The following is a 24,913-nucleotide window of genomic DNA, read 5'->3' as shown; positions in this document are numbered from 1 at the left end:
AAGAACCCCGTACCGTATGGTGCGGGGTTTTTTGCTTTAGGTTTTTCCCGCCACCGGAGATGGCATCAGACTGCACACCACCACACCAGCCAACTACCCTTAGTCTTTATCCTATAACTTACCTTGCTAACAGAAAATGTGATCTTACTCTCAATGTTATTTATAACAAAATAATAACATTTGCTTTACAAGATCGTGAGTTCTCAGGACTCAGCATGCCGTTTTTATGGCAGGAGCATAATCACAATGACAGAAAGCATAACATCGAACGGGACGCTGGCTGCCAGTGATTCCCGTAGAAGGGTATGGGCAATCGTCAGTGCCTCTTCAGGGAACCTGGTGGAATGGTTCGACTTTTACGTCTACTCATTCTGTTCACTTTACTTCGCACATATCTTCTTCCCGTCCGGCAACACCACCACACAGCTTCTGCAAACGGCGGGCGTATTTGCTGCGGGCTTCTTAATGCGCCCCATTGGTGGATGGTTGTTTGGACGGATCGCAGACCGTCGAGGACGTAAGGCATCCATGCTGATTTCGGTCTGCATGATGTGCTTTGGCTCGCTGGTGATCGCCTGTCTCCCCGGTTATGACGCTATCGGGACATGGGCGCCGGCTCTTTTGCTACTGGCTCGTCTGTTCCAGGGACTTTCTGTTGGAGGAGAATACGGTACCAGCGCCACTTACATGAGTGAAATTGCCCTTGAGGGCCGGAAAGGGTTTTACGCCTCTTTCCAGTACGTCACGCTTATTGGTGGCCAGCTTCTGGCCATTCTGGTGGTGGTTATTCTGCAGCAGGTCCTTACCGACAGCCAGCTTCATGAGTGGGGATGGCGAATTCCTTTCGCGATGGGCGCTGTACTGGCGGTCGTCGCACTCTGGTTGCGTCGTCAGTTGGATGAAACCTCGCAAAAAGAGGTCCGGGCGCTGAAGGAGGCGGGGTCGTTTAAAGGGCTGTGGCGTAACCGCAAAGCTTTCCTGATGGTTCTCGGGTTCACCGCGGGCGGTTCTCTCAGCTTTTACACCTTCACCACCTACATGCAAAAATATCTGGTGAACACCACGGGCATGCACGCCAACGTCGCCAGCGCTATCATGACCGTCGCGTTGTTCGTCTTTATGCTGATTCAGCCACTTATTGGCGCGCTCTCCGATAAAATAGGGCGTCGCACATCAATGCTGATCTTTGGCGGCATGTCCGCGTTATGTACTGTTCCCATTTTAACTGCGCTTCAGCACGTTTCCTCACCGTATGCCGCCTTTGGTCTGGTCATGCTGGCGATGGTCATTGTCAGTTTTTACACATCGATCAGTGGGATCCTGAAGGCTGAGATGTTCCCGGCACAGGTACGCGCTTTGGGGGTAGGGCTTTCTTATGCGGTCGCCAATGCGCTGTTCGGTGGCTCTGCGGAGTACGTCGCGCTGTCGCTTAAATCATGGGGAACGGAAACAACCTTCTTCTGGTACGTGACGGTGATGGGGGCACTGGCCTTTATTGTCTCCCTGATGTTGCATCGAAAGGGTAAAGGTATTCGTCTCTAATAGCGAGCCATCTGCCACACGGCATAGCCGGTCGTGGCACCGGCTACGTCCCAGGCAAAGTCTTTCCAGCTCCAGCCGCTCCCCGCGGGGCGGCTATCCCACAGTTCTTTTGAAGCCCCAAGGCTTACAGAGAACATCAGGCCGATTGCCGCACTACGATCCCGACTGTACCCCTGATGTTGTGCATACTCATTACCGGCAGCGGACAACATCACGGAGGCGAGAAAGTGTTGCGCTTTATCCTGCCCGGACCAGCTATCGTTAGCCATATGGCTACAGCCACTGAGAAAGAGAGCACTCAGCAAGAGAAGAATACGCATTAGCGGACTCCAAAAAAAAGCCCTGTCGCTGACAGGGCCTGGACATCACAGAATACGGCTGATAAGTCTGTCAATACGGATTCGACGCAGGCGACGAATAAGCTTGCGGACCTTCACCGGGTAATCGGCAATGCTCTGCAGTTCACGGTAATGCTGAACCACAGTGGTATGCGTGCGAATAAGCTCGAGCTCACGTTCACGACTGGTCGCTAACTCATGTTTCGGGTCATGGATCAGGATGGCATTTTCGAGATCCAGACGCCAGGCGCGAGGGTTGAGGTTATTGCCCGTAAGCAGCATCCATTCATCGTCGACCCACATCCCTTTCAGATGATAACTGTTGTCTTCATCTTTCCACAGACGCACGACCAGCTGGTCAGTGTTAACGTAATACTGTAAACGGCTCAGGAAACGGCGCAGGTTAATCTCATAGAGATAAGGTAGGGCACCGATAATCTTGAACGGTTGATCTTCAGGAATAAAGAAGTCGTTAGCCGTTTTGTCACCGACGATAATTTCAACTTTTTTACCATCACGCAGCAACTGAATGATATTACGCACCAGCACGGCGGGAAGGTTGAAGTAAGGGGTGCAGATGATGAGTTTCTGCTCCGCACACGGCATCAGGTGGAAAATCGTTTTGTTCAGCAGGCTTGATTTGCCTAACCCCACCAGCGGTGTAACGGATAGCTCTTCGTTATTGGCATCGCCCTGGAAATGGTAGACCGCATCACGCAGTTCCTGGCGGAACGCGCGGATATCATTTTTAATTTCCGGGCTTTTAGGACGGTGTGGATCGTCAAGACGATTTACGCCGCGACCCTGCACTAAGTTCTTATCAACCCAGTTAAACATGATATCCGCCATCTGCGGATTACGAACCAGATGGTAACGGTCATATCGATATTTATCGAGCTGATGAAGGTAAACATCATTCAGGCTCGCGCCGCTGTACAGCACGCTATCATCAATGATGAACCCTTTGAAATGAAGGACGCCGAGCGCTTCTCGGGTATTTACAGGTACGCCGTAAACGGGCACATCGACGCCAGGATTTTCCTGCGCCGTGCGGCAATACCAGTCAGCATTGGTGTTTGAAGCAGCAGCGCCTATACGGCCACGCTGAGCGCGGTGCCAGTCGACCAGCACGCGAACATCCAGTTCCGGACGTTGACGCTTGGCTTCATAGAGCGCATTTAAGATCGCGCGCCCACCTTCATCTTGTTCAAGATACAGGGCCACAATGCAAATGCGACGCGTAGCGCCGGCAATCTTTTCCAGAAGCGTCTCCCGAAAATGGGCGGGAGCGTAAAAGAACTCTACATCATCAACTGACTGAGAAATCTTCGGTAGTTGAGCAAGGTGTTGTTGATGTTTATTACGCTTAAATTTTGACAACATCACAGTGCGTTTCTTCTCTGTTCATTGAAGGGTTGTCTGTACCATGCAAACAACATAAGCGGACAATGATACCACCAGTCCCGTCCAAAGTGGGTAACATTTCCAGTAGCTTACTCGGCTTTATCCGCTGATATCAGGCTCAGGGATAAGGCCACAATACCTTCGTCCAGCTGAATATCAACGTCAAATCCAAGTTTTCGCGCCAGGGTCACCATACCGCGATTGTTAGGCATAGTAATGCCATTGAGGCGTAACAATCCGTGATCTCGCGTATAACTGATGAGTTTTTCCAGCAGCCGTCGCCCCAGACCCAACCCTTTCAGATCGGAGCGCACCAGCACAGCAAACTCCGCATCAACATTATCCGGGTCGGAAATAGCACGCGTAACGCCGAGGATCTCATCGCCCTTATCGGAACGACGAACGGCGACAAATGCCATTTCTCGATCGTAGTCGATCTGGGTCATATTGGCTAAATCATCGTGGGTAAATTCGTTGATTTCGCTAAAATAGCGATAGTAAAGATCCTCTTTCGTTACCTGAGAGATGAACGTGCGCAGCTGCGGTTCATCTTCCGGCAGGATAGGGCGGAACAACGCGCGCTCTCCGTTTTTCATCTCCACCCACTCCTCCAGCTGCAGAGGATACGGGCGGATCGCAAGGCGGCTCTCTCTGTCACCCTCGAAAGGCGCGATATCCAGCGTGACGTCCAGGGCCGTAAACTCACTACCGGAGGCGAGCAGCGGGTGGATGTCCAGCCGCTGGATCTCCGCGCAATCAACAATCAGGTTAGACACCTGCACCAGGAACTGACTCAACCCGGCGATATCAAGAGGGCGCAGCGCGCTTCGGCCCCGGATTTTTTTGCTTTTGATGGCCTGGATGATCAGATAGCGTGCCAGGTTCATGTTCAGTGGTGGCAAAGCCACGACCGCCTGCTCCTCAGGACGCCACTCGACGCCACCTTCCCCCAGCATGATAAGCGGGCCAAAGACAGGATCGTATTCAACCACCACGCGCAGCTCCTGAGCGCCCGCGCGATTAGCCATGCTTTGCACCAGCAACCCGTGGATCCGCGCCTGAGGCCAGGCCATTTTGACCCGGTCGAATATGGCATCAGCGGCTTGCTGTACCTCGGTCGCAGTCCGCAGATATAACATCACCCCCTGGACATCAGACTTATGCGGGATGTCCGGTGAGCGAAGCTTGAGGGCAACGGGATAGCCAATCTGTTCGGCAATATGCACGGCTTCGGCGCTGTCGCCGGCAATCCAGGTGGGCAGGGTTTGCATCCCGTAACTGCCCAGAATCGGCTGCACTTCGTGCGTATCAAGCGAGGTGGCTCCCTCTTCGATAGCCTGCTGTAAAAGCCGGTGAACATCCGCCGTGTTCGCCGTCAGGTTCCCCGGTAAAGCCGGGGTTTCACGGAGCTGCTTCTGGTTGCGGCGATACTCCACCATATGCATGAACGCCGTAATCGTGCCTTCCGGAGTGCGGTAGGTGGGCAGACCGGCTTCACTGAACAGGCGTCGTGCCTCCTGGGAAGAGAACTCACCGCACCAGTTGGTCAGCAGGGTGACATATTTACCACGAGGATGGTTCCGGACAGCGTCAATCAGTGCGCGCGCGCTTTCACTCCCGGGAGCGACCGCGCTGGGGGAGTGAATAATCATCAGCGCGTCGAAATCCTGGCTATCCAGTAAAAGGGAGATCGCCCTGATATAGTGATCGCTACTGGCATCATCGCGCAAATCGAGGGGATTGCCCGGGCTAACGCTTGCCGGCAGTGCCTCTTTCAGGCGTTGTAGCGTCTCCTCACCCAGGGTGGCCAGCTTGCCATTGCGCAGCCACAGTTCATCCAGTGCAAGTGCGGCAGGAGCCGCGCCATTACTGACAATCATTAACTTCTCACCGCGTAACGGACGCATATGGCTTAACGTCTCGACGGCGGAAAAAAGCTCGTGTGTATCCTGAACCCGCAGCAAACCCGCGCGTTGAATCGCGGCATCCCAGGCGGGATCCATGCCGGAATGCGACTGCAGCAGACGCTGGGCGGCGGGGCTACGCCCGCTTTTGATCACCAGAATCGGTTTGTTACGGGACGCGCTACGGGAAGCTGACACAAAACGACGGGCATCGCTCAGGTGCTCAAGATAAAGAAGAATGGCGCTGGTTTTGCTGTCGCGAGCCAGAAAATCGAGCAGTTCATCAACGTCGATGTCCAGGCTGTCACCCAGAGCAATGAAGTAGGAAAACCCCATCTCACGCTGTTGCGCCCAGTCGAGGATCGTGTTCGATACCGCAGCCGATTGCGAAATAAAAGCGAGTTTGCCTTTGCGGATAGGGACCGGGGAGAAGCTGGCATTCAGCCCCTGCCACGGGGCGAGCAGGCCCAGACTGTTTGGCCCAAGAATGCGCATCTGGTAGCGACTGGCGCACGCCAGAAGCTCCGGCTGCTGTTCGGGCGGAGACGAGAGAATAATGCAGGTTTTACATCCTTTCCTGCCGAGCGACTCCAGCAGGGCTGGATTACGTTTCGCATTTGTACACAGGATGGCAAGGTCCGGTATGAAAGGCAGGCTCTGCACGTCCGGCCATGCCAGCACCCCCTGAACAGCCTTATAGGCAGGCGTCACGGGCATGACGGGGCCATTAAATCCGCCGGCCAGCAGGTTACGCATCATCAGATAGCCTGCGCGGTCCGGTTTCATTGATGCGCCGATAACGGCAATGGATTTAGGACGAAGTAGCGCTTCTAACCCTCGCTGGCTCATGCAGGCCTCCTGTGAATGCAAGCGACCTGATGATTTTAAACGTTTTCTGTCTCCGTTGCTGTGACGCTGCCCTTATGAACGGTTTTTCCTGCCAGGTAACGTTCACGAAAGCGGGAGAAATGGCTCCCCAGCGCACCTGCCGCGACGGTATCTCCCGCTAAATCCAGAAGGGCAATCGCCACTTCAGCGGTACAGTACTGCCCGTCAGCATGCGCTTCTCGCAGGCGGTAAGCCGAGACGCGGGAAAGGTCGACCGAAATCACCGGCAATGAATCGAGATAAGGACTTTTGCGGAACATTTTTCGCGCTTCGGTCCAGGTTCCGTCCAGCATAATAAACAGCGGCGGTTTACCAGATGGCGGTGCCGAAAGCACCTGGCGATCTTCGCCAGCATACGAGGCCGGAAATACGACCATTGGCTGATAGTCCGGGTTTGCCACTAAGTCGAGCAGGGCTTGAGGCGGTTCCGTGCGTGACCACTGAAATGCCGCGGTATCCGGCAGAATGTCGGCAATAAGGCGTCCGGTATTGCTGGGTTTCATTGGTTCGGTATCGAACATGACCAGGCAAAAACGACTCTTCGCGGTGCTCGGCGCAAGGGTCTCGCACAGACAAACTTTTAGCGGCAGCAGACAACGCTGACAGCGGCGAATACGATTGCCGCGGGCAAGAAAAGGGCGAGTCGCGCGGGCCAGGCGTGCGGCGCGCAGTTGAAGAACAGCGTTATCAGTCATGGGCGAAGTGCAGGAAAAACCCTATTTTCGCAGAGGAAGGAACGGGGCACAAGATGCGCCCCGTTAATGTTACAGCGATTCGTTTAACCAGCTATCAAACGGTGCTTTAGGAACAGCACCGTTAAGCATGTCGATCACTTCACCATTTTTGAAAATCATGATGGTTGGGATGCTGCGAATGCGAAAGCGTGCGCTTAACTCACGTTCTGCTTCGGTATTGACCTTAACAAAACGCATTTTGCCGCTACGTTCTTCGGCAACATCTTCGAAGACTGGCGCGAAGCTACGGCACGGACCACACCACGGTGCCCAAAAATCGACAACCACCGGAAGATCGTCCTTGAGGAGTTTGTCCAGCGTAGCACCCGTAGCGTTGATAACATCGCCATCAAACAGTTCATGACCACAACGCCCGCATTTCGCACCATCTTCAATCCGATCGTCCGGAATGCGATTAAGAGCCTGACAGTTGGCACATACGGTATTCATAACTAACCTCTGATAGAGCCGTGGGACAGCGGCAGAATGCCGATAATGTTTCTAATATGTTACATATTATCATTCAGCCTGTTTGAAACGACAATGCGTTTTATTCAATGAGAACAATAGTCACAGGCTTTTGTACGAATTTATGGCTATGAGCTTGCACATCGGGTAATCTGCGCGCTTCGCGCAGCGCTGGTGGAGAAAAGCATGAACGACGAAATGAAAAACAAAAGCGGCAAGGTCAAAGTGATGTATGTCCGCAGTGATGATGACTCTGATAAACGCACCCAAAATCCGCGTACCGGAAAAGGTGGCGGGCGTCCGGCGTCTTCTCGTGCAGACGGTGGCCGTCGCCCCGCCCGCGATGACAGAAATAACCGCGGTGATGACCGCAAACGTGATGACCGCAAGCGTGACGATCGCAAGCGTGACGATCGCAAACGCGATGATTTCTCGCGCGAGGGTTCATCCCCCTGGCGTACCGTTTCTCGCGCCCCTGGTGATGAGGCGCCTGAAAAAGCCGATCACGGCGGCATCAGCGGGAAAAGCTTTATTGACCCGGAAGTGCTGCGCCGTCAGCGTGCAGAAGAGACCCGAGTCTATGGCGAGAACGCCTGCCAGGCGCTGTTCCAGAGCCGTCCTGAGTGCATCGTTCGCGCATGGTTTATCCAGAGCGTAACCCCGCGCTTTAAAGAAGCGCTGCGCTGGATGGCGGCAAACCGTAAAGCCTACCATGTGGTGGATGACGCTGAGCTGACGAAAGCATCAGGCACTGAACACCACGGTGGCGTGTGCTTCCTGATCAAAAAACGTAACGGGACTACCGTACAGCAGTGGGTTAGCCAGGCGGAAGCCGATGACTGCGTGCTGGCGCTTGAAGATGTGGGCAACCCGCATAATCTGGGTGCAATGATGCGTAGCTGCGCGCACTTTGGCGTGAAAGGCGTGCTGTTACAGGATGCCGCGCTGCTGGAATCGGGTGCCGCGATCCGTACCGCAGAGGGCGGGGCAGAGCATGTTCAGCCGATCACCGGCGACAGCGTTCTGGATGCTATTGAGCAGTTCCGTAATGCGGGATATGCCATCGTCACGACCTCCAGCCATGCCGCTACGCCGCTGTTTAAAGCAACACTGCCGCGTAAAATGGTGCTGGTGCTGGGTCAGGAGCGTGATGGCCTGTCGGATGCTGCGCTTTCCAGCGCGGATCTGAGCGTCTCTATCGACGGTACAGGCAATGTTGAAAGTCTGAACGTTTCCGTTGCGACTGGCGTACTGCTGGCGGAATGGTGGCGTCAGAATAAAGCATAATACTGTGCGTCGGATGTGCCCGCTAAAAACGGGCACATCCGCTGCGTTACTCACTCTCAGCCGGTAACACTGGCATCCAGTCAATTGGCGTTTCGCCACGTTTTTCCAGCCACTCGTTCGCCAGAACAAAATGATTACAACCAAAGAAACCACGATGCGCTGACAGCGGTGACGGATGCGGTGCCTTCAGGACATGATGACGCTGCCTGTCGATAATCGCCCCTTTCTTCTGCGCGTGGGAACCCCACAGTAAAAACACCACCCCTTCACGATGCTCGTTGATAAGGCTGATGACTTTATCGGTAAAGGTTTCCCAGCCCAGGCTGGCGTGAGAATGTGCCTGACCGGCACGTACGGTGAGTACCGTATTCAGTAACAGCACGCCCTGGCGCGCCCAGCTTTCCAGATAACCATGAGTGGGCCGGGTAAACCCGGGCACGGTCTTTTCGAGTTCTTTGTACATGTTCAGAAGCGAAGGGGGGATAGCAACCCCAGGACGTACAGAGAAAGCAAGCCCGTGAGCCTGTCCCGGTCCGTGGTAAGGATCCTGACCGAGGATAACAACTTTCACATCGCTGAGTTCGGTATAGCGAAACGCGTTGAAAACATCTTTTTGTGGCGGATAAATCGTCTGGCCAGACTGCCGCTCTGCCGCAACGGTGCTGAGGGTGTTAATAAAATAGGGCTGCTGTTTCTCTTCTGCCAGCACATCGTGCCAGGTCAACGGTGTCGTCATCTCGCTCTCCTGCGAATCACATTCTGCGCCTAGCTTAACCGCTAAAACCCGGGGTGCAAAATCCCAGGCATAAAATCACCGTAAGTCATTCAATTTATTTTGAATAGATGCGAAAGGAGTTGAGCTGGCAAAGCAATGAAATTGATCTGGAACAATAAAATCAAACCACACTCTTTGTGTGGTTGGTGTTTTTGTTGATTTAAATCAATAAATGACCGGGGTGCGAGTGATATATATACACACAAGAAACAATGGTTTTACCAATTGGCCGCGCGAGGCCGACACCAGTTAATGTAGCCTAAGGGAGGCAACACATGATTACAGGTATCCAGATTACTAAAGCTGCAAATGACGACCTGCTCAACTCTTTCTGGCTGCTGGACAGCGAGAAAAATGAAGCGCGCTGTGTAGTAGCGAAAGCGGGTTTTGCTGAAGATGAAATCGTTCCAGTGAACAAATTGGGCGAAATCGAATACCGTGAAATCCCAATGGAAGTAAAACCGGAAGTGCGCGTTGAAGGTGGTCAGCACCTGAACGTGAACGTGCTGCGTCGTGAAACGCTGGAAGATGCGGTTAAGCACCCGGAAAAATATCCACAGCTGACCATTCGTGTATCAGGTTATGCAGTACGTTTTAACTCTCTGACCCCGGAACAGCAGCGCGACGTTATTGCGCGTACCTTTACTGAAAGCCTGTAAGGTTTCAGTCTCGGGGGGGAATAAAAAAGCCGGGGTTTTCCCCGGCTTTTTTTTACTCTTCAGTTTTCGTCTCTGGTGCGGCAGAGCTTGGTTTACGGCGTTTACCAATATTCTTGGTATCGCGGTGGCGCTGCTTCACGCGCGGCTTCTCTTTTTCTTTCTCTTTTTTCTCAGCACGTTTTGCGAGCGCTTTTTTAGACGGTTTGCCCGTCATTTTTTCACTCGGTGCACGTGTGGTCGGGCGAAGCTCATCAATAACGCGTGCTTTCAGTGGCTCATCAACGTAGCGGCCAATTTTCTGCAGCAGCAGGTAGTCATGCGCTTCGACCAGAGAGATCGCGATACCTTTGCGTCCGGCACGGCCGGTACGGCCAATGCGGTGCAGATAGGTGTCGCCGCTGCGTGGCATATCGAAGTTAATGACGTGACTGACGTCCGGAATGTCGATCCCGCGTGCAGCAACGTCTGTTGCGACCAGCACGTTCACGCGACCATCAGTCAGACGTTTAATCCCTTCGGTACGCTTAACCTGCGCCATCTCGCCTTCGAGATAGCAGTTATTGATTCCGGCATTACGCAGCATTTCAGCCAGTTCATGCACACGCTCGCGCTTACGCACAAAGACGATGGTACGGGTGGCATCGTCCTGCTTCAGCAGGTGCTTAAGTAACTCAACCTTGTGTTCAAGGTTATCTGCACGGTAATACCACTGGTGGATCTTCTTGCGCTCGCGCGTGGACGGCGTCGCGGAAACTTCCACCGGATCTTCCAGCAGGCGCTCTGCGAAGTCTTTGATCGCGTCCCCTTCAAGGGTGGCAGAGAACAGCATCGTCTGGTTACGCCAGCGTGTCTCACCCGCGATATGTTCGATATCCTGCGCGAAGCCCATGTCCAGCATGCGGTCAGCTTCATCCAGAATCAGTGTTTCTACCGCGCGGCAGTCGAAGTTCTCTTCTTTAATGTACTGCAGCAGGCGACCGGTCGTCGCAACGACGATGTCCTGATTTTCGCTGAACACTTCGGCGTGGTTCATATACGCAACGCCGCCAGTGATCGTGGCGATATCCAGATGGGTATTGGCCGCCAGCTCGCGGGCGTGATCGGCAACCTGCATCGCCAGCTCGCGCGTCGGCGTCAGGATCAAAATACGCGGCGGGCCTGATTTTTTACGTGGAAAATCGAGCAGATGCTGCAACACAGGCAGCAAGTAAGCCGCTGTCTTCCCCGTGCCGGTTGGCGCAGAACCGAGCACATCGCGGCCCTCAAGCGCAGGCGGAATGGCCGCTGCCTGAATGGCGGTCGGGCGTGTAAAGCCTTTGCTCTCAAGTGCATTGAGCAGGCTTTCATCGAGTTCAAGTTCGGAAAAAGTCGTTACAGTCATGTTCTACCTCTGTGTGGGGCGCTGATTATAGACGTTACGGCTGTAATCTTCATCTGTTTGTATGGATATCGCTTTGCGGCCACTTCGCTTTCCCCTATGCTACTCCAGTTTCACTTAGAAGGTTGCCCTGACATGTCTCAACTCAAAGCGCAGTTGCGCCGCGATGGTTTTACGTTTAAACAATTTTTTGTCGCTCACGATCGCTGTGCCATGAAAGTCGGTACAGACGGTATTTTACTGGGTGCCTGGGCACCTGTCGCAGGTGTAAAGCGTATTCTGGATATTGGGACGGGCAGCGGGCTGTTGGCGCTGATGCTGGCGCAACGTACCGAAGCGCATGTCACCATAGATGCGGTGGAGCTGGATGCGCAGGCGGCAGAGCAGGCGAGTGAAAATGCGGCTGAATCTCCGTGGGCCGCCCGGATTAACGTTGAATGTGCAGATGTGCTCGACTGGACGCCGGAGCAAACCGCGCGTTACGACCTGATTGTCAGCAATCCTCCCTACTACGCGCCCGGAGTTGAGTGCGGAACGCCTGAGCGTGAACAGGCCCGTTATACCGGCTCCCTCGACCATAAGGCGCTGCTGATCAGTGCCGCAGAGCTTATTTCAGAAGAGGGGTTTTTCTGCGTGGTTCTGCCAGAAAGCACCGGCAATGCGTTTATTGGTATAGCGCAAGAGATTGGCTGGAAATTACGTTTACGCACCGATATTGCAGATACCGAAGGGCGATTGCCGCACCGCGTGCTGCTGGCGCTCTCACCCAAAGAAGGTGAATGCTTTAACGACCGAATGGTGATCCGTGGGCCAGACCAGCGTTATTCCGAAGATTACACCGCTCTGACCCAGGCGTTTTATCTGTTTATGTGAACCTGCGGGGAGAGGATCGACGGGCCGGACTCGGCCAACTGATCGGGGTAGTCGAGGGTATAGTGCAAACCGCGGCTCTCTTTGCGCATCATCGCGCAGCGAACAATCAATTCGGCAACCTGAACCAGATTGCGCAGCTCCAGCAGATTATTGGATACGCGGAAATTGGCATAATATTCATCGATTTCCTGCTGCAGCATCGTGATACGGCGTAATGCGCGTTCAAGACGTTTCGTGGTCCGCACAATCCCGACGTAGTCCCACATAAACAGCCGCAGTTCGTGCCAGTTATGCTGAATAACGACCAGCTCATCCGGGTTCTCCACGCGGCTTTCATCCCAGGCAGGCAGATTTTCTGTCTGACGGGCGTAAGGCATGCGCTTCGTGATATCTTCCGCGGCAGACCAGCCGTAAACCAGACACTCCAGCAGTGAGTTCGACGCCATCCGGTTCGCGCCATGAAGCCCGGTATAACTTACTTCACCGATAGCATACAGGCCATCCACGTCGGTGCGACCGTGATCGTCAACCATTACGCCCCCGCAGGTATAGTGGGCGGCAGGCACGATTGGCACCGAATCGCGGGTTAAATCAATCCCCAGACCCAGCAGCTTTTCGTAGATCATCGGGAAATGCTGGCGGATAAACTCTGCCGGCTTATGGCTGATGTCCAGATACATGCAGTCCACGCCAAGACGCTTCATTTCATGGTCGATGGCGCGGGCAACGATATCACGCGGTGCCAGCTCGCCTCTGGGGTCAAAGTCCGGCATAAAGCGGGAGCCGTCAGGGCGTTTCAGGTATGCGCCTTCACCGCGCAGGGCTTCCGTCAGCAGGAAATTACGCGCCTGAGGATGGAACAGGGCGGTCGGGTGAAACTGGTTGAATTCAAGGTTTGCCACGCGACAACCGGCGCGCCAGGCCATGGCGATCCCGTCTCCGGAGGCAATATCGGGGTTGGTGGTATACTGATACACTTTGGATGCACCGCCAGTCGCCAGCACCACGGCCTTCGCCTGACAGGTCTCAACCTTCTCTTTATTGCGATTCCAGACCCAGGCACCCACGACACGACGTGTACCCGGAAGGCCAATCTTGTCGGAAATAATCAGGTCAACGGCATTGCTGCGCTCAAGGACCCGAATGTTAGGATGGCTGAGGGCTTTGCTGACCAGCGTGGTTTCGACTTCTTTACCGGTAGCGTCTGCGGCATGCAGGATACGGCGGTGGCTATGCCCGCCTTCGCGGGTCAGGTGGTAGCTCTCTTCACCGTTTGGCTGCACCTGTGTATCAAATAATACGCCCTGATCGATCAACCACTGCACGCAATGACGGGCATTACTGGCCACAAACTCTGCGGCATGCGCATCCACGATCCCGGCCCCGGCAATCAGCGTATCGTCGACATGCGACGCAATGCTGTCTGTCTCATCAAACACGGCGGCAATACCGCCCTGGGCATAAAACGTAGAACCTTCACTTATCGGCCCTTTGCTCAGAACGATTACGCTCTGATGTTCGGCCAGACGCAATGCCAGGGAGAGACCGGCAGCGCCGCTACCGATGATCAGTACATCACAATGCAGTTCAGGTGTTGTGTTCATGATTTTTGTTTAATTTACTAAACAGTGTTTGGTCAGAATAGCATCCGAATGCGAGATATCGCACGTTTTTTTTGATGTTAGTTGTAACCGCTAAACTCGAGGCGGAGGATTAAAACCACGTAAAAGAAAGAAAATATTTTGCGAAGCAGATCGTTAGCGTCAGATTTTGTGGTGAAATAAAGACTGGGTTGCGTTACTCTTCTGGCGGGAAAAGAGATGTTTCTTGTCATAAAGTGGTGCGTATCGTGAACAGACTTATAATGAGAGAAAATGAACAGTCTGCGGCGCGATGAACAAAAACAAAGGCGTTACGGAACTTATTGAAGATCAGACACTCTAATTCGGTGCTTGCTCAAAGTGCGGTTTTTTAAGAGTGGCGTTTCGATAACGCGTGGAATTTAGGTTTGGGGAGACATTACCTCGGATGAGCGAGCAGTTAACGGACCAGGTCCTGGTTGAACGGGTCCAGAAGGGAGATCAGAAAGCCTTTAACTTACTGGTGGTGCGCTACCAGCATAAGGTGGCGAGCCTGGTTTCCCGCTATGTACCGTCAGGCGATGTGCCTGATGTAGTACAAGAGTCTTTTATTAAGGCCTATCGCGCGCTGGATTCATTCCGGGGAGATAGTGCTTTTTATACCTGGCTGTACCGTATTGCGGTCAATACGGCAAAGAATTATCTGGTCGCTCAGGGTCGCCGTCCGCCTTCAAGTGATGTGGACGCAATCGACGCCGAAAACTTTGAAAGTGGCGGTGCGCTGAAAGAAATTTCGAACCCTGAGAACTTAATGTTGTCAGAAGAACTGAGACAAATCGTTTTTCGCACGATCGAGTCGCTCCCGGAAGATTTACGCATGGCAATTACGTTACGGGAGTTGGATGGTCTGAGCTATGAAGAGATAGCCGCCATCATGGATTGTCCGGTCGGCACGGTACGTTCACGTATTTTCCGTGCGCGAGAAGCAATTGATAATAAAGTTCAACCGCTTATCAGGCGTTGACGATAGCGGGATACTGGAAAAGGTATTAGGCATGCAGAAAGAAAAACTTTCCGCTTTAATGGATGGTGAAACGCTGGATAGTGAGCTGCTCAACGAGCTGTCTCATTCTCCCGAAATGCAAGAGACCTGGGAGAGTTACCATCTCATCCGTGACACCCTTCGCGGTGACACCGGCGAGGTTCTCCATTTCGATATCTCAGCTCGCGTGATGGCGGCCATTGAAAATGAGCCTGTCCGTCAGACCACTCCGCTGATTCCTGAAGCTCAACCTGCGCCTCACCAGTGGCAGAAAATGCCGTTCTGGCACAAGGTGCGTCCGTGGGCCAGCCAGCTCACCCAAATGGGTGTGGCTGCATGCGTATCGCTTGCAGTTATCGTTGGCGTCCAGCACTATAATACTCAGTCTGAAACTAATCAGCAGCCAGAAGCGCCAGTGTTCAACACACTGCCGATGATGGGCAAAGCCAGCCCGGTAAGTTTGGGTGTTCCGGCTGATGCATCCGCCAGCGGCGGCCAGCAACAGCAGGTTCAGGAGCAACGCCGTCGCATTAATGCGATGTTGCAGGATTACGAGTTGCAGCGTCGTCTGCACTCTGAACAGCTTCAGTTTGAGCAGGCACAAACCCAGCAAGCGGCTGTGCAGGTGCCCGGAAACCAAACTTTAGGAACGCAATCGCAGTAATGAAGCAACTTTGGTTCGCCATGTCTCTGATGGCGGGTAGCCTGTTCTTCTCTGCCAACGCCTCGGCTGATGTTTCATCCGGGGCGTTGTTGCAGCAAATGAATCTGGCCAGCCAGTCACTCAATTACGAGTTGGCATTTATCAGTATCAATAAGCAGGGCGTCGAGTCGTTACGATACCGCCATGCCCGTCTTGATAACCAGCCGCTCGCCCAGCTTTTACAGATGGATGGCCCGCGTCGGGAAGTTGTCCAGCGTGGTAACGAAATCAGTTATTTCGAACCCGGTCTGGAGCCTTTCACGCTGAATGGCGATTATATCGTCGATTCTCTGCCATCGCTTATCTACACCGACTTCAAACGTCTTGCGCCTTACTATGATTTCATTTCAGTAGGGCGTACGCGCATTGCGGACAGACTGTGTGAGGTGATCCGCGTTGTTGCCCGTGACGGAACGCGCTACAGCTATATCGTCTGGATTGACGCCGAAACCAAGCTGCCAATGCGTGTAGACCTGCTTGACCGTGATGGTGAAACGCTGGAACAGTTCCGCGTTATCTCCTTTAGTGTGAACAATCAGGTGGGTAATAGCATGCAGAATCTGGCGAAAGCCAGCCTGCCGCCGTTGCTTTCGGTACCGGCGGGTGATTCCGTCAACTTCAACTGGGTTCCTTCCTGGATCCCGCAAGGGTTTAGCGAAGTCTCCAGCAGCCGCCGACAACTGCCAACCATTGAAACACCGGTTGAATCGCGTCTTTATTCCGATGGTTTGTTCAGTTTCTCGGTGAACATTAACCGCGCATCGGCAAACAGTTCTGAACAAATGCTTCGTACCGGACGCAGGACGGTCAGCACCACGGTTCGCGATAATGCAGAGATCACCATTGTGGGTGAATTACCGCCACAAACGGCGAAGCGTATTTCCGACAGCATTAAATTCAGGGCTGCACAATGATTAAAGAGTGGGCTACGGTCGTATCGTGGCAGAATGGCATTGCGCTGGTGAGTTGTGATGTTAAGGCCTCATGCAATAGCTGTGCTTCCAGAGCCGGTTGCGGTAGCCGCGTGCTGAATAAGCTCGGGCCGCAAACCTCGCATACCATTTCCGTGCCAAGCGATCGGCCGCTGAAGGTGGGGCAAAAGGTGGAGCTGGGAATTGCAGAAGGTAGCCTGCTCACGTCCGCCATACTGGTTTATCTCTCTCCGCTGGTGGGGCTGTTTGTTATGGGCGGCGTATTCCAGATGCTGTTTGGTACCGATGTGGCCGCCATGTGTGGTGCTGCATTGGGCGGCGTAGGGGGATTCTGGCTGGCCAAAGCTCTTTCCCCGAAGCTTGCCGCACGCGAAGAATGGCAGCCTGTTATTCTCAGCGTAGGGCTAGCACCCGACCAGCTTCGTGTTGAGACGCTCTCTTCTGAGGCCCGGTGATCCATCGGGCTTTGTCCTTTTTTACGTCCTAAAACAGAAAACGCCATTTCTTCACGCTATACCTGGCGCTAAGTACATTTCCAGGTAACGGGGATGTAGTGTAGAATGCGGCGTTTTCGCACTGAAAAACGTCAGGCTAAGAACAGCGGCCTCCAGGAATTCGTAAGGCATAATTATTTAACTATATGAAGAACATACGTAACTTTTCGATCATTGCTCACATTGACCACGGTAAGTCGACGCTGTCTGACCGTATTATCCAGATTTGCGGTGGCCTGTCTGATCGTGAAATGGAAGCCCAGGTTCTGGACTCCATGGACCTGGAACGCGAACGCGGTATCACCATCAAAGCGCAGAGCGTTACGCTTGATTACAAAGCGGCTGATGGCGAAATCTACCAGCTGAACTTTATCGACACCCCAGGCCACGTTGACTTCTCCTATGAAGTTTCACGCTCGCTGGCGGCCTGTGAAGGCGCGCTGCTGGTTGTGGATGCCGGGCAGGGCGTTGAAGCCCAGACCCTGGCAAACTGCTACACCGCGATGGAAATGGATCTCGAGGTTGTGCCGGTTCTGAACAAAATTGACCTGCCAGCTGCCGATCCTGAGCGCGTAGCGGAAGAGATTGAAGATATTGTCGGCATCGACGCGACCGATGCGGTGCGCTGCTCCGCTAAAACGGGCGTGGGCGTGACCGACGTGCTGGAACGCCTGGTGCGTGATATCCCGGCACCAGAAGGTGACCCGGATGCCCCGCTGCAGGCGCTGATCATCGACTCCTGGTTTGATAACTACCTGGGCGTTGTCTCGCTGGTGCGTATTAAAAACGGCACCATGCGTAAAGGCGACAAAATCAAGGTAATGAGTACTGGCCAGGTTTACAACGCTGACCGTCTGGGTATCTTCACGCCAAAACAGGTTGACCGTACCGAGCTGAAATGTGGCGAAGTAGGCTGGTTGGTCTGCGCCATTAAAGACATCCTCGGCGCGCCAGTGGGTGATACCCTGACCGGTGCACGTAACCCGGCAGACAAAGCGCTGCCAGGCTTTAAAAAGGTTAAACCGCAGGTTTACGCGGGTCTGTTCCCGGTCAGCTCTGACGACTATGAAAACTTCCGCGATGCGCTCGGCAAGCTGAGCCTCAACGATGCTTCCCTGTTCTATGAACCAGAAAGCTCCACGGCGCTGGGCTTCGGCTTCCGCTGCGGCTTCCTTGGTCTGCTGCACATGGAGATCATCCAGGAGCGTCTGGAGCGTGAATACGATCTGGATCTGATCACCACGGCACCGACCGTTGTGTACGAAGTGCAGACCACCAACAAAGAGATCGTCTACGTCGATAGCCCGTCCAAGCTGCCGCCGCTGAACAATATCGAAGAACTGCGCGAGCCCATTGCAGAGTGTCATATGCTGCTGCCGCAGGAGTTCCTGGGTAACGTTATTACGCTGTGTATTGAGAAGCGTGGCGTACAGACCAACATGGTGTACCACGGTAATCAGGTTGCGCTGACGTACGAAATCCCTATGGCGGAAGTGGTCCTCGACTTCTTCGATCGCCTGAAGTCTACCTCTCGTGGCTATGCGTCACTGGATTACAACTTCAAACGCTTCCAGGCGTCTAACATGGTGCGTGTGGACGTGCTGATCAACGGCGAGCGTGTGGATGCGCTGGCACTGATCACTCACAACGACAATGCGCCATACCGTGGCCGTGAGCTGGTTGAGAAGATGAAAGAGCTGATCCCGCGTCAGCAGTTTGATATCGCGATTCAGGCCGCCATCGGTAACCACATTATTGCCCGTTCTACTGTGAAACAGCTGCGTAAAAACGTTCTGGCGAAATGCTACGGCGGTGACGTCAGCCGTAAGAAAAAGCTGCTGCAGAAACAGAAAGAAGGTAAGAAGCGTATGAAGCAGGTCGGTAACGTCGAACTGCCGCAGGAAGCATTCCTTGCCATCCTTCATGTTGGTAAAGACGGCAAATAACCCTAAGGAGTTGGCATGGCGAACATGTTTGCCCTGATTCTGGTCATTGCTACCCTGGTGACAGGTTTGTTGTGGTGTCTGGATAAGTTTATTTTCGCCCCAAAACGCCATGAACGTCAGGCTGCTGCACAGGCAGCCACTGGCGATGGGCTGGACGCGAAAACCCTGAAGAAAGTCGGCCCGAAACCGGGCTGGCTGGAAACCGGGGCATCGGTATTTCCGGTGCTGGCGATTGTGCTGGTTGTCCGCTCGTTTATTTACGAGCCGTTCCAGATCCCGTCTGGTTCAATGATGCCAACGCTGCTGATTGGCGATTTTATTCTGGTTGAGAAGTTTGCCTACGGGATTAAAGATCCGATCTACCAGAAAACGCTGATCGAAACCGGTCATCCAAAACGTGGCGACATCGTGGTGTTTAAATACCCGGAAGATCCGCGTCTGGATTACATCAAGCGTGCCGTGGGACTGCCGGGTGACAAAGTCACCTACGATCCGGTGGCGAAAGAAGTTACCGTTCAGCCTGGCTGCAGCTCCGGTACCGCGTGTGAAAACGCGCTGCCAATCACTTACTCAAACGTTGAGCCAAGTGATTTTGTGCAGACCTTTGCTCGCCGTAACGGCGGTGAAGCGACCAGCGGTTTCTTCCAGGTGCCCAAAGGCGAGACCAAAGAGGACGGTATTCGCCTGGTAGAACGTAAAGAGACGCTGGGTGATGTGACCCACCGTATCCTCACCGTGCCAATCGCGCAGGATCAAGTGGGGATGTACTACCGGCAGCCTGGCCAACAGCTTGCCAGCTGGATCGTACCACCGGGACACTACTTCATGATGGGTGATAACCGCGATAATTCCGCGGACAGCCGTTACTGGGGCTTTGTGCCGGAAGCGAATCTGGTAGGTAAAGCGACCGCTATCTGGATGAGTTTTGAGAAGCAGGAAGGCGAATGGCCGACCGGCGTTCGCCTGAATCGTATCGGCGGGATCCATTAATTCTCATTAAATGAACGCGTAGCCGCGTTAATTAGCGGCTACGTGAATTATTTCAGCGATAAATCTCTTTGGACTAACGACATCCCCTGTCGTTGTGTATAGAATATTCCCCCGAAGTTTAAGGTTGGCCCTGCAAGGGTGCCACGGCACACGAAACCGCGTTGGTCTTCTCAGGTCGGTTTCGTGTGCTGCATTTTTGACGCATTCATTTACTGGTATCGCATGAACCCCATCGTAATTAATCGGCTTCAACGGAAGCTGGGCTACACTTTTCATCATCAGGAGTTGTTGCAACAGGCATTAACCCACCGCAGTGCCAGCAGCAAGCATAATGAGCGCCTCGAGTTCCTGGGTGACTCTATTTTAAGTTTCGTGATCGCGAATGCGCTTTATCACCGTTTCCCACGTGTGGACGAAGGTGATATGAGCCGCATGCGCGCGACGCTGGTTCGGGGTAATACCCTGGCGGAAATCGCTCGTGAATTTGAACTGGGCGAATGTCTGCGACTTGGGCCGGGTGAACTGAAAAGCGGCGGCTTCCGTCGTGAATCTATTCTTGCCGACACGGTCGAAGCATTAATTGGTGGTGTGTTCCTGGACAGCGATATTCAGACCGTAGAAAAGCTGATCCTTAACTGGTATCAAACCCGTCTGGACGAAATCAGTCCGGGCGATAAACAAAAAGATCCGAAAACGCGTCTGCAGGAATATTTGCAGGGTCGCCACCTCCCGCTGCCATCCTATCTGGTGGTGCAGGTGCGGGGTGAAGCGCACGATCAGGAATTTACCATCCATTGCCAGGTCAGTGGCCTGAGTGAACCGGTGGTCGGCACAGGTTCTAGCCGTCGTAAGGCTGAACAGGCTGCCGCCGAACAGGCGTTAAAAATGCTGGAGCTGGAATGAGCGAAGAAAAAACGTATTGCGGGTTTATTGCCATCGTCGGACGTCCGAACGTTGGCAAATCTACCCTGTTGAATAATCTGCTTGGGCAGAAAATTTCCATTACTTCCCGTAAGGCGCAGACCACGCGTCACCGCATCGTCGGTATCCACACGGAAGGCGCCTATCAGGCGATCTACGTTGATACCCCGGGCCTGCACATGGAAGAGAAGCGCGCCATCAACCGCCTGATGAACAAGGCGGCGAGCAGCTCGATTGGCGACGTAGAGCTGGTGATTTTCGTGGTGGAAGGCACCCGCTGGACGCCTGACGACGAAATGGTGCTGAACAAACTGCGCGACGGTAAAACGCCGGTGATCCTTGCGGTCAACAAAGTGGACAACGTGCAGGAAAAAGCCGATCTGCTGCCGCACCTGCAGTGGCTGGGAAGCCAGATGAACTTCCTTGATATCGTCCCGCTGTCTGCCGAGACCGGTCTGAACGTCGATACCATCGCAGGCATCGTGCGCAAACATCTGCCGGAAGCGATTCATCACTTCCCGGAAGATTACATCACCGATCGTTCTCAGCGCTTTATGGCCTCTGAGATCATCCGTGAAAAACTGATGCGTTTCCTTGGCGCGGAACTGCCGTACTCCGTAACGGTTGAGATTGAACGTTTTCAGACCAACGAACGCGGCGGCTATGACATCAACGGCCTGATCCTCGTTGAGCGCGAAGGGCAGAAGAAGATGGTGATCGGCAACAAAGGTGCCAAGATCAAAACCATCGGCATTGAAGCGCGCAGAGACATGCAGGACATGTTTGAAGCCCCGGTTCACCTTGAACTGTGGGTGAAGGTGAAATCAGGCTGGGCCGATGATGAGCGTGCATTGCGCAGCCTCGGTTACGGCGACGACGTCTAAGACTGAACATCGTGGATGGATGGCAGCGTGCCTTTGTCCTCCATAGCCGTCCGTGGAGCGAGACCAGCCTTATGCTGGACGTTTTCACGGAAGAGTCGGGCCGTGTGCGCCTTGTTGCTAAAGGCGCACGTTCCAAACGCTCCGGCCTGAAGGGCGCCTTACAGCCTTTCACTCCGCTGCTGGTACGCTTCGGCGGGCGTGGGGAAGTCAAAACCCTGCGCAGTGCCGAAGCCGTCTCTCTGGCGCTCCCCCTTTCTGGTATCACGCTGTACAGCGGTCTCTATGTCAACGAACTCATCTCACGTGTTCTGGAGCATGAGACTCGCTTCTCTGAACTTTTCTTTGATTACCTGCACTGTATCCAGGCGCTGGCCGGCGCTACCGGTACGCCCGAACCTGCCCTGCGTCGTTTTGAACTGGCGCTGCTCGGACACCTGGGCTACGGGGTCGATTTTTTGCATTGTGCAGGGAGCGGAGACGAGGTAGAGGATGCGATGACCTATCGCTACCGTGAAGAAAAAGGCTTTATCGCCAGCGTCGTGATAGATAACAGCACCTTTACCGGGCGACAGCTTAGAGCGCTGTATGCGCGCGAGTTTCCCGATCAGGATACCCTTCGCGCAGCAAAACGCTTTACCCGAATTGCGCTCAAGCCGTATCTTGGCGGCAAGCCCTTAAAGAGCCGCGAATTGTTCAGGCAGTTTATGCCGAAACGTTAACGTATCAGACCCTCGCTCCAGCCCTCTCACTGAGGGAGAGGGAGGCAGGGACACGAACTAAAATACCGAGGATTGTCATGGCTGAATTACTGTTAGGCGTCAACATTGATCACATCGCCACGCTGCGTAATGCACGCGGCACGGCTTATCCCGATCCGGTTCAGGCGGCGTTCATCGCTGAGCAGGCTGGCGCCGATGGCATTACCGTTCACCTGCGTGAAGACCGCCGTCATATTACCGACCGCGATGTGCGCATTTTGCGTCAGACGCTGGACACCCGCATGAACCTGGAGATGGCGGTCACGGAAGAGATGCTGACGATTGCCTGCGAGACGAAGCCGCATTTCTGCTGCCTGGTACCGGAAAAACGTCAGGAAGTGACCACCGAAGGGGGCCTGGACGTGGCGGGTCAACGCGACAAAATGCGTGATGCCTGCAAGCGTCTGGCTGAGGCAGGTATCCTGGTCTCTCTGTTCATCGACGCCGATGTAGCACAGATCAAAGCGGCTGCCGAAGTGGGCGCGCCCTATATTGAAATTCATACCGGCTGTTACGCTGATGCGAAAGACGAAACTACGCAGGCCAAAGAGCTGGAGCGTATCGCCAATGCGGCCACCTATGCCGCGAGCCTGGGTCTGAAAGTTAACGCCGGGCATGGCCTGACCTACCATAACGTCAAGGCTATTGCAGCCCTGCCAGAAATGCATGAGCTGAATATCGGCCACGCTATTATTGGCCGTGCGGTAATGAGTGGCCTGAAAGAGGCGGTCTCAGAAATGAAACGCCTGATGCTGGAAGCGCGTCAGTAATGGCTATTCTGGGCTTAGGCACCGATATCGTTGAAATAGCCCGCATTGAAGCGGTGATCGCCCGTAGCGGCGATCGCCTGGCACGACGCGTGTTGAGCGATAACGAATGGGCCATCTGGGAGACGCATCAGCAGCCGGTACGTTTTCTGGCCAAGCGCTTTGCCGTCAAAGAGGCGGCAGCCAAAGCCTTCGGCACCGGTATTCGTAACGGTCTGGCGTTTAACCAGTTTGAAGTGTTTAACGATGAGCTGGGTAAACCGCGCCTGCGTTTATGGGGTGAGGCGCAAACGCTGGCAGAGAAACTCGGCGTAAATCACATGCATGTTACGCTCGCCGATGAACGCCACTACGCCTGCGCGACGGTGATTATCGAAAGTTAAAGTTTGTCCGCGTGATGCAGCAGGACAAATTTATCCCAAAGCTGCTCTTCGCTCTCGACGTGTGCCGGATCTTTCAGGATGGTATTGGGGATTGGGCACACTTTCTGACAGGTCGGCGTTTCGTAGTGGCCGATGCATTCAGTGCAGCGGTCGCTGTTAATCTCATAAATGCTCTCGCCCATCGAAATCGCCTGGTTCGGGCATTCCGGTTCGCACATATCGCAATTGATGCATTTTTTGGTGATTAACAGCGCCATCAGGAAATTCTCAGAAACAACACAAACAGGGCGGGCATTATACGCTCATTACCTGTTCAAACCAGTTTTTTTACCAGCTCTTCACTGTGCCGGATACGCTCTGGCGCGTGTTCCAGATCCTGTTGCACCAGGGCCATAAACAGCAGGTCGGTCAACATCATTTGCGCACTTGTCGAGGAGATCGCCGCGCTGCGCGTGGCCTGCTCTTCCGCGATAGTATATAAACAGCGCGTAGCCCGCTGCTGCAGCGCGTTGGGAGTAAACCCGGTGATGGCCAGAATCTTACCGCCTACGCGTAAGGCTTCATCGGTAGCCATATTGATCTCGCGGCGTTCGCCGGAATAGGAGATCGCCAGCAGCAGATCGTTAGCATCCATCGCCTGCACGGTCGCCAGCAGGGCGTGCATATCCTGCTCGACAATGGCGTTGTAACCTATTTTTGTCAGCTTCCAGCCAAAGTTACGTGCCACCAGTCCGGACGCGCCTATCCCGGTCAAAATAATACGTCGCGCTGCACGCAACATCGCCACGCTTTCCAGTAATTTTTCTTCGGTATTCACATCAAGGGTGGCATGCATGGCCGCGACATTCTCTTTGATGAGCTTCTCTCCCACCAGACGCATCGGGTCATCGCCACGAATCTGATTATGCACCGGCATCGACTGCGGATTGGGGTTACTCACCAGCGCTTCGCTAATCGCCAGTTTGAGAGCCGGGAAGCCTTTAAAGCCAATCTTCTGGGCAAATTTCACCACGCTCGACTGACTCACTCCGGCCTCACTCGCCAGCTGCTGCGAGCTGAGATGGCGGGCATGGTCGGGCTGAGAGAGCAGAAAATCCGCCAGCTTTTTATCGCTTTGAGCAAAGCCTGCATAACGCTGGCGAATGCGAATTAAACAGTTCATAGGTTCTCCTGGCGAAATTGTGATTGTCTGCGCAAATACGAATTTTGCTCGCCTGAATGAATTTTATATTCCATTATAGTGAGATTATTATGAATTAAAAA

At 53.9% G+C, this 24,913-nt stretch carries 25 protein-coding genes; 15 read left to right on the top strand and 10 right to left on the bottom strand.

Going from position 1 to position 24,913, the window contains the following annotated elements; genetic code table 11:
* Nucleotides 1-246 precede the first annotated feature (246 nt).
* On the top strand, nucleotides 247-1,542 hold the full coding sequence (locus HV242_RS17390) for an MFS transporter (RefSeq protein ID WP_020882991.1): 1,296 nt from the start codon (nucleotides 247-249) through the stop codon (nucleotides 1,540-1,542).
* Here the strand turns inward: HV242_RS17390 and HV242_RS17385 are convergent.
* The 5 genes from HV242_RS17385 to trxC all read right to left on the bottom strand — a co-directional run bounded on the left by HV242_RS17385 (nucleotide 1,539) and on the right by trxC (nucleotide 7,260).
* Nucleotides 1,539-1,862 carry a YfiM family lipoprotein gene (locus tag HV242_RS17385; protein WP_050737176.1) on the bottom strand — a complete coding sequence of 108 codons (324 nt, stop codon included), beginning with the start codon at nucleotides 1,860-1,862 and terminating at the stop codon, nucleotides 1,539-1,541. The two genes, HV242_RS17390 and HV242_RS17385, sit on opposite strands and share 4 nt — an antisense overlap.
* Before the next feature lie 45 nt (nucleotides 1,863-1,907).
* Nucleotides 1,908-3,263, bottom strand: coding sequence for a CDP-diacylglycerol--serine O-phosphatidyltransferase (gene pssA, locus HV242_RS17380; protein WP_020882993.1), 1,356 nt, complete (start codon nucleotides 3,261-3,263; stop codon nucleotides 1,908-1,910).
* Nucleotides 3,264-3,373: 110 nt separating this feature from the next.
* Nucleotides 3,374-6,037 (bottom strand): bifunctional acetate--CoA ligase family protein/GNAT family N-acetyltransferase, encoded by a 2,664-nt coding sequence (locus tag HV242_RS17375; protein ID WP_025203442.1) that lies wholly within the window; start codon nucleotides 6,035-6,037, stop codon nucleotides 3,374-3,376.
* A gap of 35 nt (nucleotides 6,038-6,072) precedes the next feature.
* A complete protein-coding gene (gene tapT, locus HV242_RS17370) occupies nucleotides 6,073-6,771 on the bottom strand; it encodes a tRNA-uridine aminocarboxypropyltransferase (protein ID WP_032680476.1) in 699 nt (232 codons plus the stop codon).
* A gap of 69 nt (nucleotides 6,772-6,840) precedes the next feature.
* A complete protein-coding gene (gene trxC, locus HV242_RS17365; protein ID WP_014171226.1) occupies nucleotides 6,841-7,260 on the bottom strand; it encodes a thioredoxin TrxC in 420 nt (139 codons plus the stop codon).
* 204 nt (nucleotides 7,261-7,464) lie between these two features.
* Between trxC and HV242_RS17360 the strand changes: the two genes are divergently transcribed.
* On the top strand, nucleotides 7,465-8,565 hold the full coding sequence (locus HV242_RS17360; RefSeq protein ID WP_044867784.1) for a tRNA/rRNA methyltransferase: 1,101 nt from the start codon (nucleotides 7,465-7,467) through the stop codon (nucleotides 8,563-8,565).
* A 46-nt stretch (nucleotides 8,566-8,611) separates the two neighbouring features.
* Here the strand turns inward: HV242_RS17360 and ung are convergent, their stop codons facing one another.
* Complete coding sequence (gene ung, locus HV242_RS17355) at nucleotides 8,612-9,301, bottom strand: uracil-DNA glycosylase (RefSeq protein ID WP_025203444.1); 690 nt, start codon at nucleotides 9,299-9,301, stop codon at nucleotides 8,612-8,614.
* Nucleotides 9,302-9,615: 314 nt separating this feature from the next.
* On the opposite strand from ung, the gene grcA reads away from it, so the two are divergent.
* Nucleotides 9,616-9,999: an autonomous glycyl radical cofactor GrcA gene (gene grcA, locus HV242_RS17350; RefSeq protein ID WP_013098327.1), complete on the top strand. Its 384-nt coding sequence runs from the start codon at nucleotides 9,616-9,618 to the stop codon at nucleotides 9,997-9,999.
* Between the two features lie 52 nt (nucleotides 10,000-10,051).
* On the opposite strand, the gene srmB is transcribed toward grcA, so the two are convergent.
* Entirely contained in the window at nucleotides 10,052-11,380 is a 1,329-nt protein-coding gene (gene srmB / locus HV242_RS17345; RefSeq protein WP_020882998.1) for an ATP-dependent RNA helicase SrmB, read from the bottom strand.
* A gap of 132 nt (nucleotides 11,381-11,512) precedes the next feature.
* On the opposite strand from srmB, the gene trmN reads away from it, so the two are divergent.
* Nucleotides 11,513-12,250, top strand: a complete 738-nt coding sequence (trmN, locus tag HV242_RS17340; protein ID WP_032680478.1) for a tRNA(1)(Val) (adenine(37)-N(6))-methyltransferase TrmN — start codon at nucleotides 11,513-11,515, stop codon at nucleotides 12,248-12,250.
* Here trmN and nadB read toward each other — a convergent pair.
* A complete protein-coding gene (nadB, locus tag HV242_RS17335) occupies nucleotides 12,235-13,854 on the bottom strand; it encodes an L-aspartate oxidase (RefSeq protein ID WP_020883000.1) in 1,620 nt (539 codons plus the stop codon). The genes trmN and nadB overlap by 16 nt on opposite strands.
* 424 nt (nucleotides 13,855-14,278) lie before the next feature.
* Between nadB and rpoE the strand changes: the two genes are divergently transcribed.
* From rpoE to acpS, 11 genes are all read left to right on the top strand, one after another.
* A complete protein-coding gene (gene rpoE, locus HV242_RS17325; protein ID WP_006176728.1) occupies nucleotides 14,279-14,854 on the top strand; it encodes an RNA polymerase sigma factor RpoE in 576 nt (191 codons plus the stop codon).
* Nucleotides 14,855-14,885: 31 nt separating this feature from the next.
* Nucleotides 14,886-15,536, top strand: a complete 651-nt coding sequence (gene rseA, locus HV242_RS17320) for an anti-sigma-E factor RseA (RefSeq protein ID WP_025203448.1) — start codon at nucleotides 14,886-14,888, stop codon at nucleotides 15,534-15,536.
* Nucleotides 15,536-16,489, top strand: a complete 954-nt coding sequence (gene rseB, locus HV242_RS17315) for a sigma-E factor regulatory protein RseB (protein ID WP_014171218.1) — start codon at nucleotides 15,536-15,538, stop codon at nucleotides 16,487-16,489. The genes rseA and rseB overlap by 1 nt, the downstream gene beginning before the upstream one ends.
* Entirely contained in the window at nucleotides 16,486-16,962 is a 477-nt protein-coding gene (gene rseC, locus HV242_RS17310; RefSeq protein ID WP_050737175.1) for a SoxR-reducing system protein RseC, read from the top strand. The genes rseB and rseC overlap by 4 nt, the downstream gene beginning before the upstream one ends.
* Before the next feature lie 185 nt (nucleotides 16,963-17,147).
* Nucleotides 17,148-18,947, top strand: coding sequence for a translation elongation factor 4 (gene lepA / locus HV242_RS17305; RefSeq protein ID WP_014171216.1), 1,800 nt, complete (start codon nucleotides 17,148-17,150; stop codon nucleotides 18,945-18,947).
* Between the two features lie 15 nt (nucleotides 18,948-18,962).
* The gene (lepB, locus tag HV242_RS17300) at nucleotides 18,963-19,937 is read left to right on the top strand and encodes a signal peptidase I (RefSeq protein WP_014171215.1); all 975 of its coding nucleotides are present in this window, start codon (nucleotides 18,963-18,965) and stop codon (nucleotides 19,935-19,937) included.
* Nucleotides 19,938-20,159: 222 nt separating this feature from the next.
* Nucleotides 20,160-20,840 carry a ribonuclease III gene (gene rnc / locus HV242_RS17295; RefSeq protein ID WP_003860711.1) on the top strand — a complete coding sequence of 227 codons (681 nt, stop codon included), beginning with the start codon at nucleotides 20,160-20,162 and terminating at the stop codon, nucleotides 20,838-20,840.
* Complete coding sequence (era, locus tag HV242_RS17290) at nucleotides 20,837-21,742, top strand: GTPase Era (RefSeq protein WP_014171212.1); 906 nt, start codon at nucleotides 20,837-20,839, stop codon at nucleotides 21,740-21,742. Before rnc ends, era begins: the two co-directional genes overlap by 4 nt.
* An 11-nt stretch (nucleotides 21,743-21,753) precedes the next feature.
* Entirely contained in the window at nucleotides 21,754-22,461 is a 708-nt protein-coding gene (recO, locus tag HV242_RS17285; RefSeq protein WP_014171211.1) for a DNA repair protein RecO, read from the top strand.
* Nucleotides 22,462-22,538: 77 nt separating this feature from the next.
* Nucleotides 22,539-23,270: a pyridoxine 5'-phosphate synthase gene (gene pdxJ, locus HV242_RS17280; RefSeq protein WP_014171210.1), complete on the top strand. Its 732-nt coding sequence runs from the start codon at nucleotides 22,539-22,541 to the stop codon at nucleotides 23,268-23,270.
* Nucleotides 23,270-23,650 carry a holo-ACP synthase gene (gene acpS / locus HV242_RS17275; protein WP_014171209.1) on the top strand — a complete coding sequence of 127 codons (381 nt, stop codon included), beginning with the start codon at nucleotides 23,270-23,272 and terminating at the stop codon, nucleotides 23,648-23,650. The genes pdxJ and acpS overlap by 1 nt, the downstream gene beginning before the upstream one ends.
* On the opposite strand, the gene HV242_RS17270 is transcribed toward acpS, so the two are convergent.
* Nucleotides 23,647-23,907 (bottom strand): YfhL family 4Fe-4S dicluster ferredoxin, encoded by a 261-nt coding sequence (locus HV242_RS17270; RefSeq protein WP_020883006.1) that lies wholly within the window; start codon nucleotides 23,905-23,907, stop codon nucleotides 23,647-23,649. The two genes, acpS and HV242_RS17270, sit on opposite strands and share 4 nt — an antisense overlap.
* Nucleotides 23,908-23,963: 56 nt before the next feature.
* The gene (locus HV242_RS17265; RefSeq protein ID WP_014171207.1) at nucleotides 23,964-24,812 is read right to left on the bottom strand and encodes a MurR/RpiR family transcriptional regulator; all 849 of its coding nucleotides are present in this window, start codon (nucleotides 24,810-24,812) and stop codon (nucleotides 23,964-23,966) included.
* Nucleotides 24,813-24,913 lie beyond the last annotated feature (101 nt).

The organism is Enterobacter sp. RHBSTW-00593 (genome assembly GCF_013784105.1).
GTDB lineage: Bacteria > Pseudomonadota > Gammaproteobacteria > Enterobacterales > Enterobacteriaceae > Enterobacter > Enterobacter ludwigii.
The sequence above is the reverse complement of the archived record's forward strand: the minus strand, read 5'-3'. Positions and strand labels throughout refer to the sequence as shown.